Genomic DNA, 17230 nt, shown 5'->3' on the forward strand with positions numbered 1-17230 from the left:
CGCAGCCAAACGCGGTGGCGTTTAAATGCCAGGGGCGCACTTGCAAATTCGCCTCTTGGTAGAACACCGAATTATTTACTTTAACGTTTGGGACGACCTCCATGCTACGCTTTCAAGGTGAACACATTCTCTCTGTAAATCAACTCGATAGAGACAGTATCGAGCATATATTTGCAGTCGCAAAACGGATGGAACCTTATGCCAAAAAACAAAAACGCACTAAGGTGCTCGAAGGCGCCATTCTTGCCAACCTGTTTTTTGAACCCAGTACCCGTACTCGCGTGAGCTTCGGCACCGCATTCAATCTACTTGGCGGTTTAGTGCGCGAAACAACCGGCATGCAGAGCTCGGCTCTGGCCAAGGGCGAGTCCTTGTATGATACTGCCCGGGTTATTTCCGCCTATGCGGATGCGGTGGCCATGCGCCACCCGGATGCCGGCTCGGTCGCCGAGTTTGCTACCGGCTGTAGCGTCCCCGTTCTTAACGGTGGTGACGGTCCTAACGAGCACCCAACTCAAGCCCTGCTTGACCTTCTAACCATAGACCGCGAACTAAGCCGTTTTGGCCAAAAGGTCGATGGCATGCACATTGCCCTGGTGGGTGATTTAAAATACGGTCGCACCGTACACTCCTTATCTAAGCTGCTGTGCCACTACAAAGATGTTCGCTTTACCATGGTGGCGCCGGATGGCCTGCAAATGCCGCAGAGCATTCTTGATACCGTGACCAATGCCGGTCACCAAATCGAACTGGTGGATAAAATGGAAGGCAACCTGGCCGCCGATATCGTCTACCAGACCCGTATTCAGGAAGAGCGTTTCCCCAGCCAGGAAGAAGCCAATAAATACCGCGGTGGTTTCCGCATCAGCCAGGCGATTTACAACGCCCACTGTAAGCCAAGCTCGGTATTGATGCACCCATTGCCGCGCGATAGCCGCAGCGATGCCAATGAGCTGGATAACGACCTAAATAGCAACGACAACCTGGCCATCTTCCGTCAGGTACAAAATGGCGTGCTGATCCGCATGGCCTTGTTTGCGCTAACCCTGGGCGTTGACAACCTGGTCGAGAAACATGAGACCACTGTGCCCTGGTTCAGCCGTAAACGTGAAGATTAATTTGCCAACCTAATAGGAAGCAACATGAGCAAAAGCCAAGATTTATTTACCCGCGCCCAAGCCTCGATCCCTGGTGGCGTGAACTCTCCAGTCCGTGCTTTCAACGGCGTTGGCGGTACCCCATTGTTTATCACCCATGCCGAAGGTGCCTACACCTTTGATGCCGACGGTAACAAATATATAGACTACGTGGGCTCTTGGGGACCTATGATTTTGGGTCATAACCACCCGGAAATTAAGCAGGCCGTGCACGAAGCGGTTGAGCGCGGCCTAAGCTACGGCGCGCCTACCGAAGCGGAAATCGATATGGCCGAAAAGGTCAAAGAGCTGGTGCCGTCTATCGACTCGGTACGCATGGTAAACTCGGGCACCGAAGCCACCATGAGCGCCATTCGTCTGGCTCGTGGGTACACGGGTCGCGACAAGATTTTAAAATTTGAAGGCTGTTACCACGGTCATGCCGACTCACTGCTGGTAAAAGCCGGCTCTGGCGCCCTGACTTTAGGTGTGCCTAACTCACCGGGTATTCCTGAAGACTTCGCCAAGCACACGCTGACCGTGTCTTTCAACAACCTGGATGAAGTAAAAGCGATTTTTGCCAAGTACCCAGAAGAGATCGCCTGTATCATCATCGAGCCGGTTGCCGGTAACATGAACTGTATTCCGCCGGTTGAGGGCTTCTTAGAAGGCCTACGTGCAATCTGTGATGAATATAAGAGCGTGTTGATCTTCGATGAGGTAATGACAGGTTTCCGCGTCGCCCTAGGTGGCGCCCAGGCTTATTACAATATCACTCCGGATCTAACCTGTTTAGGTAAGGTGATCGGCGGCGGTATGCCGGTGGGTGCCTTCGGTGGTAAGAAAGAAATCATGGATTACATTGCCCCGGTAGGCCCGGTTTATCAGGCCGGTACCCTGTCTGGCAACCCAATTGCTATGGCCGCAGGTCTAAAAGCCCTTGAACTTCTTAGCAAGCCAGGTTTACATGAAGAGCTGGAAGCGAAAAGCAAGGCCATCTGTGAAGGTTTCCAAGCCGCTGCAGACAAAGCCGGTATCCCACTTACTACCAACTATGCCGGTGGTATGTATGGCTTCTTCTTCACCGATGCCGACAAGGTAACCAGTTACCAGCAAGCCACCGAGTGCGACTTAGAGCGCTTTAAGCGTTTCTTCCACCTGATGCTTGAAGAAGGCGTATACCTTGCTCCTTCTGCGTTTGAGGCAGGCTTTGTGTGCCAGGCACACGATGACGAAGCCATCGCCCAAACCATAGCGGCGGCCGAGCGCGCCTTCGCTAAGTTATAAGCTGGCATTGAACACTGAAACCGCCGTCTTGGCGGTTTCACACTACTGCAAAGACTTTTGTTTTACCGCTCAACTCAGTACCCAGTCATTGGTTTGTAGCTCAAAAAACCTTACAGTCGCTTACAGATAACAGCCCACCCGAGATTACCCATTACCACCCTGTGAGTGCAGCCATACCATAATGACAGCGCCCGCACCTTGATGCCAAATCCAACATAACCCTGCGCTGCCCATTCACCACCGGCAAATAATTAACTAAATTTTAACATTTGAAATTGCGTTTTGATAATCCATAGCTATGGTTTAAGTGCTGTACGAACGTGATCAAATTCAAGGGACTTTGTTATTCGCCTTGTTGGCGAAAAGCGCCTTTGCTTCGACCTGGTTTTTTATAAACAAATCACACGGAGAGTACTTATGACTACCCCCAACAAACGCCCTACGTTATTTCCCGTTTCCCTGGCATCCGAAGTCAGCCAACTAGTCAAAGAATTACCCAATACCGTCTATCATAACGACACCCCCAGCTGCGTAAGTGCCATTGCGGAGTTTGCGCCTATGGGCGGTGTGCTAATCGCCTACCCTGGCACAGTGGCACCAAGCCAACCTCAGTTTCCGCCCTCTGGACCGCGCTCATTCGGTATTCCGAATGAGTTGATTGTCCGCATGCAGCAAAATGACACCTCAAACCCCGTCCATATTTTTGTGATGTGTGGCGATGTAAGCCAAAAACAAATTATCGATCAAGATCTTAGCGAAACGGCATCAGCACTGGGTTTAACCTATAACCCTGAGCACCTACATATAGTTCCCTGGGATACGGATACCTTCTGGACACGGGATTTTGGACCTTGGTGGGTGCACAACAAGGATTCCGATTATTACGGTATTGCCAAGCATACCTATACCACTTTAGGCGGCGGCGAAGTGGGGTTAGTTGAAGGTGCGGAGAATGTCTCACCTAAGGAAGGCTTGGGGATCTTTAGACCCAATGATGATTACGGCGCCGTCAAATTTTCAGATTTTCTCAACAATCCCATTCGCCAGTGGAATAAGGCCCGCTGGCATAAAGAAGAGCCAACCAAGTTAACACCCATCAAGGTGCATAATTTCTATTATTCAGGCTTACTCGATGTGGGCGGTAACTACATGGTTGATGGAAAGGGCAACATAGCTTCCACCTATCTGGTAGCAACGCAAAATGAGCTACCCACCCACAATGAGGGGGACCTCTATAGAAATGCGCCGGAGATCATAGAGAAGCGAATGCACTACATACTTGAGCAACTTAATCGATTTATGGGCATTAGCTCTTATCGCGTGCTTGATGACCCCACAGGCACCTACATCGGTCACATAGATTGTTGGGGTAAGTTTTTATCAGAGGATAAGGTACTGGTTGCCCAATCTGAAAATACCGAGATTAATGAAAAACTTAATGTCATTGCCGATAACTTCGCACAGGAGTATCAGGTCTATCGTGTACTTTGCCAAAACATGTATATTCCTAACGCCGACGAGCCTGCGACAACGGCTGCCTACACTAATAGCCTGATATTAAATAACTTTGTATATGTTCCTCTGTCTGGGCAGGGATACGAAAAATACGATGAAGCGGCCTTAACTGCCTATCGAGCTGCATTACCTGGCCATACGGTTGTTGGCATTGACAGTAAGCCTGAGTTTCCCTGGCTGGGTACCGATGCCATGCATTGTCGCACCCGAGGCGTACCCAGACAGGTGGTCGATAACTGGTTAGCCAGCCTTAAACCAACTCACCCTTAAACCTAACCCTTATAGATGAGGACACTAGTATGAATACCAGTCACACCCCGTATCGAGTTGGCGAATGGCTTCCGCAAGACCAGGAAACCTTAAATGATTGGCTGCGCCAGTTAGCCGCCAAGACCAAGCAGGCGGACTTGCCTTTACAGCCATGCATTCAAGCCTTTAAAGACTACATTGAAGGTGACGCCGGCGCCTTTATGCTCTTTACGCGCATGTTTAATGAACAACCTAAACGCCACAACACACCAATACATGGTGGCGACAGCGGCCCTGAGCCAGCGCCTATTGTCGAAAATTACCAGCAAATGCTGGCCATGTGTAACTACGTGCTCAGCATGCCTCCAGAATTTAACGAAACAGGTCTGGTGGGATTTCCAATCAACGCCATCCTTGATCGGGTGATGGCAACGGAAAGTGGCTACTGCGCCTTTCGGGATCCCACGGTGAACAAGCACTTCAAACGGATCCTCAATGACTGGGGCAACTTTTTAAAATCCAGTGAATCCGTGTCGGTCTTGAATGGCTCCCCCACGGGTTGGTTAAGCGATGCCGCCATGGCGAAAATGGCGGGTTCGCGAGAGGAATTTATTAAGACATTTGAGTGTGATCCAACGCTGCCCCACTATGGCTTTTCCTGTTGGGATGACTTCTTTACCCGTGTCTTTAAAGCGGATCAGCGCCCAGTCGCCGCGCCCGATGATAACAACGTCATCGCCAATGCCTGCGAGTCTGCACCTTACAAATGGGCAACCAATGTGCAGCTTCAAGATACATTTTGGATTAAAGGTCAGCCCTATTCCTTGCAACACATGCTCAATAACAATGCTGATTACTACCCGGAATTTGCCGGTGGTACCGTATACCAGGCATTTTTGAGTGCCACTCAATACCACCGTTGGAATAGCCCCGTCGATGGCGTCATTGAAATGGTGGAATTCGTAGATGGCAGCTATTACGCAGAGGCACCGGCAATAGGTGAAGATCCCGCAGGGCCCAATGAATCCCAGGGCTACATCACGGAGATGGCAACCCGGGCCATTATTTATATCAAGGCCGACAGCCCCGACATTGGCTTAATGGCCTTTATGGCCGTGGGTATGGCCGAAGTATCAACCTGTGACGTCACGGTGAAACCGCAGCAAGTCGTTAAAAAAGGTGACGAACTGGGCATGTTCCACTTTGGCGGTTCAACCCATTGCTTATTGTTTAGAAAAGGCGTCAATCTCAACTTTAACTTCCATGGTCAGGAACTCAATGAAGGGCAAAATTACCTGTTAACTTCGCCGATTCACGTCAAATCTGAAATTGCCACAGTGGTGCCTAATAAGCACTGAGTAAGTCACAACAAAGGAAGGGCAACCTTCCTTTTCTCTTTAAGGATTGATTATGTGTACGAGTGTAATAGTGGCTGCAAATGCAACGACACACCGACAAAATATTGTCTCCCGAAACGAGGATTGCGAGCGAGATATCTGGAACAAGTATTTTGTTTATCGCCAGCAACCGGAATATGCCAATGAGAAAGTCATTGACGATGGCCTGTGGCACCTGGGTAACGGACTCAAAGTACCTAAACCAACCCAAGCATTTAGCTATAGTGCGGCACCAGACTTTGACGCCAATAACGAAGCAAGCAGCCTAATGCCCGCAAAGTTTCTCTATGAAGAGCGCGGCATCAATGAAAAAAATGTCGCCATGTCGGCCACCAACACCCTGGCCATGAATGACAAGGCGGCGCAGGCCGATCCCTTGCTTAAACAAGGTGGGATCACCGAGGCCGTAATTCCGACCCTAATTTTACCCCAGGCCGAGTCTGCCCGGCACGGAATTCAATTGCTGGGACAATATATTGAGCAATACGGCAGCGCCGAAGTAAATGGTGTCACCATCGCCGACGTCAATGAGATTTGGTATTTTGAAAATGGCTCCTGTCACCATTGGCTTGCCGTCAAAGTGCCGGCAGACAGCTATCTGGTTGTAGCCAATGCCATGCGCATTCATGATATCGACCTGGACTCTCCCGAGGTTCTGCACTCACCTGGGTTATACGAGTTTGTTTGCCAACACCAATTATTACCGGATGCGGATAAACATCATTTTAATTTTGCGAAGGCCTTCGGTGTAACCGGCCAGCCTTATAATGTCGATCGAATTTGGCTTGCTCAGCTTAAGCTCACCCCTTCGTTAGCTCAGCCACCCCGGCAGCAGCAATATCCGCTCTTTCTCAAGCCTGACGCCTTGGTGTCTGTTCCCGACGTCATTAGCGTGTTAACGGCCACCTATGAGGGCACCGAGCTTGAGGGTAAAGCAAATCGCCCCATAGGTTATGACAAAACCGCTGAAAGCCATATCATTACTTTAGATAAGCAACAATGCCATGAACTTCAGGGGGTGATCTGGCAGGCCGTTAGCACCCCACTGTGTGCCATGTATCTGCCCTTCTTCGGGGCGGTTCAGTCTTTCCCCGCCAGCTATCATAGCGGCACAAATAACTTTGATGCGCACGGCGCCTACTGGGCATATCGCACCTTGTTCACCTTGGCTTATGCCCACCAACAAAGCGCCGTGTCAGGCATTGGCAATGAAATAAGGGCACAGGAAATTGCCCTCTATAATGAGCTGACTCAATTAATGCCAAACCTCGCAACCATGATGGCAAACTCGACGGCGCAGACAATTTCTTTTCTCAACCGCTATACCCTGGGCAACTGCGATTTGATGCTACAGTTTGCCCATCAAAGAAGGAATCAATTGATGAATGATTTAGCGACCATAGCTCCTGCCACCGAGTAGCCGCACCGAGTCAGTACCTTAGCTAAGCCGAAGGTAAGCAACTCATAACACCCATAAAAAAACCGCCAATGGGCGGTTTTTTTTACATTCAGTGCGCGCCCTTAAGGACGCACACAGCTAGGTCTGGGGTTAAATTCGCTGGCCCGTATCGGCAGTTGAATCACCTTGCCACACCCTGGCGGTGCCTGCATACCGGTTTGCTCGTTAATAAAGGCCCAACGAATCCCCTCTGGACGTTCATCGGCAATGGACTGCGGATTTAGCTGGCGCAGATAACGAATATACATCTCCAAGGCACCCACCGCACCGGTCAGGCCGGTACTTTGGTTATCATCGCGTCCCAACCAGGCCACGGTCACGGTATTTTGGTCAAAACCGCCATACCAACTATCACGCAGATTGTTACTGGTGCCGGTTTTACCCGCCAACTGTATGGTGGGGAAATGCTTATTCAAACGTTTACCCGTGCCGTCCTTGGTCACCCGCTTCATACCATATTTGGTCATATACATGGCATCCTTAGGGAAGCGCTGTTGCCACTGCGGCTTGTGCTGATACAGCAGCTTGCCGCCGTTGTCGGTCAAGGCCGAAATACTGGTTAAACGGGTATAGGCACCGTCGTTTGCCAAGGTGGTATAAAGTTGTGCCACCTCATAGCTGGACAGCTCCAAGGCCCCCAGCAGCAAGGAAGGAAACTGGTTGATATGACTTTCCACACCCAAACCTTCTAAGGTGTTGGCCACCTTGTCGACACCGATATCCAGGCCCAGATTCACCGCCGGAATATTAATACTGTTGCTAAAGGCCTTATACAGCGGCAAGGCACCGCGGAATTGGTGGTCGAAGTTATCCGGACGCCAAACTTTACCGCGCTCGTCGGTGATTTCCAGCGGTTCATCATGCAGCAAGGTACCGAGATTATAACGCGGCACCTGCAAGGCGCTCAGATACACGGCCGGCTTCACCAAGGAGCCAATATTACGCTTGGTATCCAGCACCCGGTTAAAGCCGGAATAACGCATATCACGACCGGCAACCAGAGCCGAGACCCCACCCACCTGACGATTCACCGAAAGCATGGCTGCTTCAAGTTGCTCGGTTTTCGGGCGCTTCTCTAAATAAGGCAAGGACTGGGCGATGGCATCTTCCATGGCTTCCTGCTTTTGCAGGTCCAGGTAAGTAAAGACCCGCACTCCGGCATCCAGGGTTTCCTTGTCGGTGAGCAACTCCTTCAACTGGCGATTAACCAGCTCTAAATAACCCGGATAGGTTTTGTCTATATCCCGGCGCATAGGCGCAACATCCAGCGGACGATTAAGGGCATTACGATATTCTGTGGTGCTGATAAGGCCATCTTCCGCCATCAGCCTGAGTACCAGATCGCGACGTTCCATGGTGCGCTCTTCATAGCGGCGAGGGTTGTAATAAGATGGCCCTTTAACCAAGGCCACCAGCAGGGCTATTTGGTCAAACTCCAGCTCGTCGATGGGCTTAGAGAAATAAAACTCCGCCGCCAGACCCATACCATGTACACCCTTGGTATATGACTGGCCCAGATACACTTCATTTAGGTAGGCTTCAAGGATCTCGTCCTTGGTATAACGATAATCAAGAATAAGGGCTATCAAGGCCTCGTTGATTTTGCGCACCAGTGAGCGTTCACGAGTAAGGTAGAAATTTTTTGCCAGCTGTTGGGTCAGGGTGCTGCCACCTTGCACCGTGCGGCCGGCGCGAATATTGGCGTAAAGAGCACGCATAATGGACCATAAGGACACCCCATGGTGCTTATAGAAGTTGCGGTCTTCAACCACCAGTAAGGTGTCTTTTAGCAAGTCTGGGAATTTATCGAGCGGCACAAATTCGCGGTCCTGAGTTTCGTCATTACCGATACGGGCTATTTGCACCGGCTCCAAACGAGCACTCTCAAGACGTTGACCTATATTGTTTTTGACGCTGGCAACCTTGTTGCCGCTAAAGCGCAGCTCAATAATACGGGCCTCTTCATTGGCGTCGGCAAACTCGAAGGCACGACGATAAATACGCAAGCGGGTTTTGCTTTGCTCATATTGGCCGGTGTGATTGAGCTTGGTTACCTGGGTATAGTTAAGGCGCTTAAGCTCCCATTCCACCTCGTCCATGGACAGGTATTGCCCCGGGTAAAAGGTCATGGCGCGGGCATATACCTGAGCCGGCAACTGCCATTTATTGCCCTCGAACTGTCGCGTTACCTTGGCATCAAGGTAAATCATATACAGGGCCACGCTGATAACAGTGACCAGGGCGATTTTCCAGGCTAAGGAAAATAACCGCTTACCCAGGCGCCTCATTTTTGACCCAGGTGCGGCCTTAGGTTTTCTCTTCGGTTGTTTCTTTGTCGGTGTCTTTTTTGTCGCCATAGGATTGAAAATGCGTGGCTTGAATGAAAAATTGGTGGAAGCTTAACATACTCATGAACAAAATTAATTGCCCAAGAGTATGCCAAGACAGGGTGCAGGTTAAGGCTAACCAGGGCTAGCTTAACTGGTACTGACTTTTGTTAGCTTATCAAAATCAGAATATATCTGACTCAGAGGCAGGCAGAGCTGTGCGCTTGGCTGTCTGCTCAGTTAGAAGGGCTTAGCGGGTTGATACCCATAGGGCATGAATAACCGCAGGCAAAAAGAATAGAAAGCACAGAATAATATTGATAATTAAGTGCTTACCGGCACCGGCCTTTAGAAATACGGCAACGGGCGGCAAAAAGATTGAAAGTATGATCAGTAGTAATTTATTGTCCATGATTGGAACCTTTTAAAGGGACTGAAAATGGAATTATAGTCATAAAAAACGGCGAGATAAACTCGCCGCTGTAAGTAATAACTAGCTGATTAACTTGAACGTACCGATACAAACTCGGGATAGGCATCGATACCGCAATCATGTTGATCCATGCCACTGAGCTCTTCTTCCTCACTCACGCGGATCCCCACCGTACTTTTTAAAATTCCCCATACCAGAGAGGATGCGACAAAGACAAAGCCAAAGATACATAAGATACCAATAAACTGAGTCGCGTAACTGGCCTCACTATTAGACAGAGGCACCAGCATCAGGCCAAGCGCTCCGCACACGCCGTGCACCGAAATAGCCCCCACGGGATCGTCGATATGCATCTTATCCAAAACCACAATACTGAAGACCACCACCATGCCACCTATGGCACCAAGCAAGAGCGCCAACAAGGGTGATGGCGAGGCCGGATCCGCGGTGATCACCACCAAACCCGCCAGTGCACCATTGAGCACCATGGTCAAATCTGCCTTGCCCCAGTAGGTTTTACATACCAGTAGGGAAGCAATGGCACCGGCCGCAGCAGCAGCATTGGTGTTAAGCATGATTTTGCCCACCGCGGTAGCATTTTCCGCATCACTGATAAGCAGTTGCGAGCCACCGTTAAAACCAAACCAGCCCATCCATAGGATAAAGGTACCCAAGGTCGCAAGCGGCAGGTTAGAACCGGGAATCGGATAGATTTCACCATGCTTGCCGTATTTGCCACGACGCGCCCCCAGCAGCAAGACCCCAGCCAAGGCTGCAGCGGCACCGGCGCCATGCACTATGCCCGAACCCGCAAAGTCGACAAAACCCATGGCCGACAGAAAACCGCCGCCCCAGGTCCAGTAGCCCTCAATGGGATATAGCAGGCCGGTCATGACCACACAAAAGATCAAAAAAGCCCAGAGTTTCATGCGCTCGGCTACGGCGCCGGAGACAATGGACATGGCCGTAGCCACAAAAACCACTTGGAAGAAGAAATCAGACTCCAGCGCATGATCGGCGTCACTGGCCTGAGTGCCAATCAAGGAGCCAAAGCTGGGCACAAAACCGCCCTCGCTGTTACCCACATACATGATGTTGTAACCAACCAGCAAAAACATGGTACAGGCAATGGCATAAAGGGCGACGTTCTTGGTCAGGATCTCGGTGGTGTTCTTCGAACGCACCAAGCCGGCTTCCAGCATGGCAAAGCCCGCCGCCATCCACATAACCAGCACGCCGGAGATCAAAAAGTAAAAGGTGTTCAATGAGAATTGTAATTCAACTATGGTGTTTTCCATGACTGCGCCCCCTAAATCGCTTCTTCATCAAGCTCACCCGTTCGGATGCGCACGATTTGCTCAAGATCGAAAACAAATATCTTGCCGTCGCCTATTTTGCCGCTGTTGGCAACCCGGGTGATCAGCTCTACTACTCGCTCCACATTGTCGCTACGCGTGGCAATCTCGATTTTAATTTTGGGAATAAAGTCCACCCTATACTCGGCACCTCGGTAGAGTTCGGTATGCCCGCGCTGGCGGCCAAAGCCCTTAACATCCACTACCGTCATTCCCTCTATTCCCTGCTCTGCTAACGCTTCTCGCACTTCATCGAGCTTAAATGGCTTGATGATGGCACTGATCATTTTCATATGGCCCCCTCGTAGGCAATTCGGTTTATTATTCTTCCTCCAGATAAAATCAATCTTTGTGCCAAAATATTTTCTCTTTAATTAACAAAAAGATAACTTTTAATGCGCACAAAAAACGCACCAACTTGGTGCGTTAAAAGGGGGTTTTTGCCAAAGCTGTGCAAGGCACAAGGCCACAGCCCGTTTACTATGAAGCAATGAGAATAAGCATAGCTGCTTTTCCAGCCTCAAACGCCGGCAGCAACACACCATAGGCTTGAGCGCCGCCAACCGCGAGTCAGCTTAACTAGTTAACTTTCAACGTAAACATACGCATTTTGAGACCATAATGGACACTTTGACTTTACCCTTCACCACAGTTAGGCTGCCGCTTTCCCCTGCCGTTAGAGAGCAAAGTTATGGCTAAAATCATCGTCTCCGGTGCCACCGGACTGCTGGGCCGCGCCCTTTTTACGCACCTAACCCCCACTCATCAGGTGACAGGCTTGGGTTTTTCCCGCGCACAGGCACCCATAGTCAAAGTAGATCTGTTTGATAAAGAGGCCATCAGCACCCTGTTCGCAACGCATCAACCGGACTTTTTTATTCACAGCGCCGCCGAGCGCAATCCGGACAAATTCGATAATGACCCCGAGCAGAGCATCCAATTTAACTGCGCGGTCACCGAGCATATTGCCAAGTGCTGTGAGCAGTTCACTTGTAAGCTGATTTTTATTAGCACCGATTATGTCTTCGATGGCCGCAACCCGCCCTATGCTGAGGACGCCGAGGTAAACCCGTTAAATCTTTACGGCCAATCCAAGGCGCGCAGCGAAGCCTTATTGCAAGCCCACTACCCGAGCGCGGCCATTGTTCGCATTCCCGTGCTTTACGGTGAAGTTGGTTATCTCGGTGAGTCGGCGGTAACCGTCATTGCCGAGCAACTGCAAAACGGCGTCACCCACTTCGATAATGAATGTCAGCGCTTTCCCACCGACACCGCAGATATCGCCAATGCCTTGGCTGGCGCCATAATCACCTTGGGCTCTGAGCTAGAAGGGATCTATCACCTCAGTGCCCAGGAGCGCTTAACCAAGCTGGATATGGCCAAAGCCATGGCGCCGCTTTTGGACCTGGACGCAAGCGCCTTGAGCCCAGCCCCCGTAGCAACCGCTAACAATGCCGCCACGCGCCCCTTGGATTGCACCCTTAAAGACACGCGACTTGCCTTACATGGAATTGAAATAAACAACGATTTTGCCAAGCGCATCGCCGAGGTGCTAACGCCCCACTTATCGCAATAACTTGTAGTTTCCAATACAAGCACCTTTAATGGAGCGAAAAGAAAAACCAAAAGGTAAATCATGTTTGCAACCCATCTAAAAGCCGTGGCCCTGTCTTTGGCCGTGGTGATCGCCCCATCGGCGCTGGCCGAGGTAGACCAACATAATGCCGCGGCCCATGGTCGCCAAATCGATATCGACAGCAAGGTCATTACCGAGCATAAGGCCCGCATTAACGGCGAGCGCATTTCTTATAGTGCCGAAACCGGCACTCAGCCGGTATGGAATGACAACGGCGATGCAGTCGCCACCTTGCACTATACCTACTACAAGCGCGGCGGTGTGGATGACGATACCAAGCGCCCGCTGTTGATTTCATTTAACGGCGGCCCGGGCTCTGCCTCGGTCTGGATGCACCTAGCCTACACCGGCCCCAAAGTGCTAAAAATCGACGACGAAGGTTACCCGGTACAGCCTTATGGCGTAAAAGAGAACCCCTATTCGGTACTTGATGTGGCGGATATCCTTTATGTGAACCCGGTGAATACAGGTTATTCACGTGTGCTGGCCGGTGCCGATGGCAAACTGCCTAGTCGCGATCAGCAAAAAGACATGTTTTTTGGCGTTAATGCCGATATTAAATACTTGGCCGAGTGGTTAAATACCTTTGTGAGCCGCCACAACCGCTGGCGCTCACCGAAGTTTTTAATCGGTGAGAGCTACGGCACCACCCGCGTTTCGGGTCTGGCATTGGCACTGCAAAACAGCCAATGGATGTACCTCAATGGCGTGGTCTTGGTATCGCCCACCGAGATTGGCATCAAGCGTGAAGGTCCGGTAGAAGCGGCCAACCGCCTGCCTTATTTTGCCGCCACCGCCTGGTATCACAAAGCCCTGGACGCCGAGCTGCAAGCCCTTGACCTGGATGAGCTATTGCCTCAGGTTGAAGACTTTACCGTCAACGAATTGATCCCCGCCATAGCTAAAGGCGGCTTTATCGGCGCCGAAGAAAAGCAGCGTATTGTCGCGCAAATGGCGCGCTATGCCGGTGTATCGCCGACTTACGTGGAAAACAACAACCTGGATATTCCTACCTCGTCGTTCTGGAAAGAGTTGCTGCGCAGCCAGGGTAAAACAGTGGGCCGTCTGGACTCACGCTACCTGGGCATAGACAAGCGCAACGCCGGCGACCGCCCGGACTACTGGGCCGAGCTAACCTCTTGGTTGCATTCCTTTACCCCGGCCATCAACTACTATCTGCGTGAAGAGCTAAATTATAAAACCGACGTTAAATACAATATGTTTGGCTCGGTTCACCCTTGGGATCGCAGCAACAACAACACAGGTGAAAACCTGCGTTTGGCCATGGCGCAAAACCCTTATCTGAATGTGCTGGTTCAAGCCGGTTACTTCGACGGTGCCACCAACTATTTCGATGCCAAATACACCATGTGGCAACTGGATCCAAGCGGCAAGATGAAAGAGCGCCTGAGCTTTAAAGGCTACCGCAGCGGCCATATGATGTATCTGCGTCGCGCCGACTTAGAAAGCTCCAACAACGACCTGCGCGACTTTATTATCAATGCCCTACCGGCAGAAGGGGAAGCGGCCAAGTACTAAAAATTTGGAGCTGCTAAACCGCAACTGCGCCGCGCTTTTTAGTGCGGCGTTTTTTATGCCTTATGGGCGCCTACCGCTAGGTTTTTTCTTTTTAAATAAAAGGATTTATACTCAAGCCTAAGTGTGATCGAGTCGCCAACAGCACTGCCAATGATGGCCATGGGATAGATGAGTGAACAATATCGCCATTCGTTATTAATAATTATCCTGGTACTGATCACTGTGTTTCTAGCCATACCAGGTGTGAGCTATTCCTTATCTCAAACTGTTTAAATTTTAATGTAAGAGCCCTATGCAATTTGACGAGCAACGTGTTGACATTCGAAAGCGAATGCGAAATTTACGCAAAAAGCTTACTTCAGAAGAACAAAAAAGTGCCGCGAACGCGCTGAAAATTAATATTTCTCAAGTCATAAAAGACCCTAAAAGCGCTCGAGTAGGCACCTATTTAAGCAATGATGGCGAACCCAATCTAGACCCCGTATTTCAATGGCTATGGCAAAATAAAGCGACCCCATTTCTACCCATTCTCCACCCCTTTACCGGGGTGCATTTGCTCTTTCAGAGATATGAAGAAAATTCACCCATGAGCACTAACCGCTATGGTATCTTGGAGCCCGAGTTGAATTGCAGTCATGTAAGCCCCGTTGCGGCGTTGGATTTTATCCTAACCCCCTTGGTGGCTTTTGATAGCCAGGGTAATCGCTTAGGCATGGGTGGCGGATATTACGACCGCACCTTTGCCCAGATACCACCGGATGCGCCCCATCGCCCCAAATTAATCGGCGTGGCGCACCAATGTCAGCACCTAGATACGCTGCCGGTGGCCAGTTGGGATGTGCCATTAGATTACATTGTCACCCCAGAGCGAATTTATTGCCCTCACGGGTAGTGGTACAATAGTCCGCAACCTTAGCTATTAACTCATTTGCGAGCACAACATGACTCAAGACGAAATGAAAAAGGCGGCCGCCTGGGCCGCACTCGATTATGTAAAGAAAGACACCATTGTTGGTGTGGGCACCGGTTCAACGGTTAATCACTTTATTGATGCCCTGGCAACAATGAAAGACGATATCCGCGGTGCGGTATCTAGTTCGCAAGCTTCGACCGAACGCCTAAAGGCTCTGGGTATCGAAGTATTTGAATTAAATGATGTTGATAGCCTGGACATTTATGTTGATGGTGCCGATGAAATCAATGGCGCTAACGAAATGATCAAGGGCGGTGGCGCCGCGTTAACCCGCGAAAAAATTGTAGCCGCCGTGGCTAAAGAATTTATTTGTATCGTCGATAGCAGCAAATTGGTCGACACTCTGGGCGATTTTCCACTGCCCGTCGAAGTGATCCCCATGGCCCGCAGCTATGTGGCCCGCGAAATTGTAAAACTTGGCGGTGACCCTGTTTATCGACAAGGCGTAGTGACAGATAACGGCAATGTAATTTTAGATGTGCACAACCTGCAGATCACAGATGCCAAGTCACTGGAACAAACTTTAAATCAGGTTGTTGGTGTGGTTACCAACGGCCTATTCGCTCACCGCGGCGCCGACACAGTGATCATCGGCACGCCGGAGGGCCCAACTACACGTTAGAGGAATGAGGAACATGAGTAAGGTATCGTTAGCAAAAGATAAAATTAAGATTCTCTTGCTGGAAGGTGTACACCAAAGCGCAATTGAAACACTCAAGCGCAACGGCTACAGCAATATCGACTATGTCAAAACATCGTTACCTGAAAATGAGCTCATCGAGCGTATCAGCGATGCCCACATTGTGGGTATTCGCTCACGCACGCAAATCACCGAAGCGGTACTGGACGCGGCACAAAAGCTGATTGCCGTGGGCTGCTTCTGCATCGGCACCAACCAGGTGGATTTAAGCGCTGCCAAACAACGCGGTATCGCTGTATTTAACGCGCCTTTTTCCAACACCCGCTCGGTTGCCGAACTGGTATTGGGTGAAATCCTGCTGTTATTACGCGGCATTCCTTTACGCAACGCCATGGCCCACCGCGGTCAGTGGTTAAAAACCGCCGAAGGCTCATTCGAAGCCCGTGGTAAAACCTTAGGTATTATAGGTTATGGCCATATCGGTACCCAGCTTGGCATCATGGCCGAAAACATAGGTATGACGGTGCAGTACTATGATATCGAAGACAAGCTATCTTTGGGTAATGCCCAGCAGATCCAAAACCTGACCCAGCTATTGCAAAGCTCGGATGTGGTAAGCCTGCACGTACCGGAAACACCGCAAACAAAAAACCTCATCGGCACCGCCGAGCTGGCAGTGATGAAAAAAGGCAGCATACTGATTAACGCCTCGCGCGGCACTGTAGTGGATATTGATGCCCTGGCCGAAGCTCTGGAAGATAAAAGCCTCTCTGGCGCCGCCATCGATGTATTCCCGGTGGAACCAAAATCAAATGACGAAGAGTTTATCTCGCCGCTACGTCAATTCGATAATGTGATTTTGACTCCGCATGTGGGTGGCTCAACTCAGGAAGCGCAGGAAAGCATTGGCGTTGAGGTAGCTGGCAAGCTGGCCAAGTACTCGGATAACGGTTCAAGCATGACGGCTGTCAACTTCCCTGAGGTAGCCCTGCCGGAGCTGGCTAACCGCAGCCGTCTGCTCCATATTCACCAAAACCGCCCGGGTGTGCTAACGCAGATTAACCAAGCCTTTGCCCAGCACGGTATCAACATCGCCGCTCAGTACCTGCAAACGGACGAAAGCATAGGCTATGTAGTTATCGATGTAGACAGCGACCACTCGGAGGTGGCGCTAAAAGAACTGAGTGCCGTAGACGGCACCATTCGCGCCCGTATCTTGCACTAAGCTATCAACAGCAGTGCTCGTATATGAAAAAGCACAGCCTAGGCTGTGCTTTTTTGTGC

At 50.5% G+C, this 17230-nt stretch carries 14 protein-coding genes; 10 read left to right on the top strand and 4 right to left on the bottom strand.

Translation table 11 applies throughout. The features are described 5' to 3' along the window. Positions 1–101: 101 nt before the first annotated feature. From C2M34_RS00310 to C2M34_RS00330, 5 genes are all read left to right on the top strand, one after another. The gene (locus C2M34_RS00310; RefSeq protein ID WP_105199683.1) at positions 102–1118 is read left to right on the top strand and encodes an aspartate carbamoyltransferase; all 1017 of its coding nucleotides are present in this window, start codon (positions 102–104) and stop codon (positions 1116–1118) included. A gap of 24 nt (positions 1119–1142) precedes the next feature. Then, complete coding sequence (hemL, locus tag C2M34_RS00315) at positions 1143–2423, top strand: glutamate-1-semialdehyde 2,1-aminomutase (protein ID WP_105257765.1); 1281 nt, start codon at positions 1143–1145, stop codon at positions 2421–2423. A gap of 417 nt (positions 2424–2840) precedes the next feature. Beyond that, a complete protein-coding gene (locus C2M34_RS00320; RefSeq protein WP_105257766.1) occupies positions 2841–4208 on the top strand; it encodes an agmatine deiminase family protein in 1368 nt (455 codons plus the stop codon). Positions 4209–4237: 29 nt separating this feature from the next. Continuing rightward, positions 4238–5545, top strand: a complete 1308-nt coding sequence (locus C2M34_RS00325; protein ID WP_105257767.1) for a phosphatidylserine decarboxylase family protein — start codon at positions 4238–4240, stop codon at positions 5543–5545. Between the two features lie 52 nt (positions 5546–5597). After that, complete coding sequence (locus C2M34_RS00330) at positions 5598–7004, top strand: C69 family dipeptidase (protein WP_105257768.1); 1407 nt, start codon at positions 5598–5600, stop codon at positions 7002–7004. 101 nt (positions 7005–7105) lie between these two features. Here C2M34_RS00330 and mrcB read toward each other — a convergent pair whose 3' ends face one another. The 4 genes from mrcB to C2M34_RS00350 all read right to left on the bottom strand — a co-directional run bounded on the left by mrcB (position 7106) and on the right by C2M34_RS00350 (position 11451). Further along, positions 7106–9400, bottom strand: a complete 2295-nt coding sequence (mrcB, locus tag C2M34_RS00335; RefSeq protein WP_105257769.1) for a penicillin-binding protein 1B — start codon at positions 9398–9400, stop codon at positions 7106–7108. Positions 9401–9620: 220 nt separating this feature from the next. After that, positions 9621–9782 (bottom strand): YqaE/Pmp3 family membrane protein, encoded by a 162-nt coding sequence (locus C2M34_RS00340; RefSeq protein WP_105199678.1) that lies wholly within the window; start codon positions 9780–9782, stop codon positions 9621–9623. A gap of 89 nt (positions 9783–9871) precedes the next feature. Then, positions 9872–11101 (bottom strand): ammonium transporter, encoded by a 1230-nt coding sequence (locus C2M34_RS00345; protein WP_105257770.1) that lies wholly within the window; start codon positions 11099–11101, stop codon positions 9872–9874. Positions 11102–11112: 11 nt separating this feature from the next. After that, positions 11113–11451: a P-II family nitrogen regulator gene (locus C2M34_RS00350; RefSeq protein WP_105257771.1), complete on the bottom strand. Its 339-nt coding sequence runs from the start codon at positions 11449–11451 to the stop codon at positions 11113–11115. A gap of 398 nt (positions 11452–11849) precedes the next feature. Here C2M34_RS00350 and C2M34_RS00355 point away from each other — a divergent pair, with 398 nt between their 5' ends. From C2M34_RS00355 to serA, 5 genes are all read left to right on the top strand, one after another. After that, positions 11850–12734: a dTDP-4-dehydrorhamnose reductase family protein gene (locus C2M34_RS00355; RefSeq protein ID WP_105257772.1), complete on the top strand. Its 885-nt coding sequence runs from the start codon at positions 11850–11852 to the stop codon at positions 12732–12734. 60 nt (positions 12735–12794) lie between these two features. Continuing rightward, positions 12795–14333, top strand: coding sequence for a S10 family peptidase (locus tag C2M34_RS00360; RefSeq protein WP_105257773.1), 1539 nt, complete (start codon positions 12795–12797; stop codon positions 14331–14333). A 292-nt stretch (positions 14334–14625) separates the two neighbouring features. Continuing rightward, positions 14626–15225: a 5-formyltetrahydrofolate cyclo-ligase gene (locus tag C2M34_RS00370; RefSeq protein WP_105257774.1), complete on the top strand. Its 600-nt coding sequence runs from the start codon at positions 14626–14628 to the stop codon at positions 15223–15225. A gap of 49 nt (positions 15226–15274) precedes the next feature. After that, a complete protein-coding gene (gene rpiA / locus C2M34_RS00375; RefSeq protein ID WP_105199671.1) occupies positions 15275–15928 on the top strand; it encodes a ribose-5-phosphate isomerase RpiA in 654 nt (217 codons plus the stop codon). Positions 15929–15941: 13 nt separating this feature from the next. Beyond that, positions 15942–17171, top strand: coding sequence for a phosphoglycerate dehydrogenase (serA, locus tag C2M34_RS00380; protein ID WP_105199670.1), 1230 nt, complete (start codon positions 15942–15944; stop codon positions 17169–17171). Positions 17172–17230 lie beyond the last annotated feature (59 nt).

This window comes from Pseudoalteromonas sp. T1lg88, assembly GCF_002964765.1.
Lineage (GTDB): Bacteria > Pseudomonadota > Gammaproteobacteria > Enterobacterales > Alteromonadaceae > Pseudoalteromonas.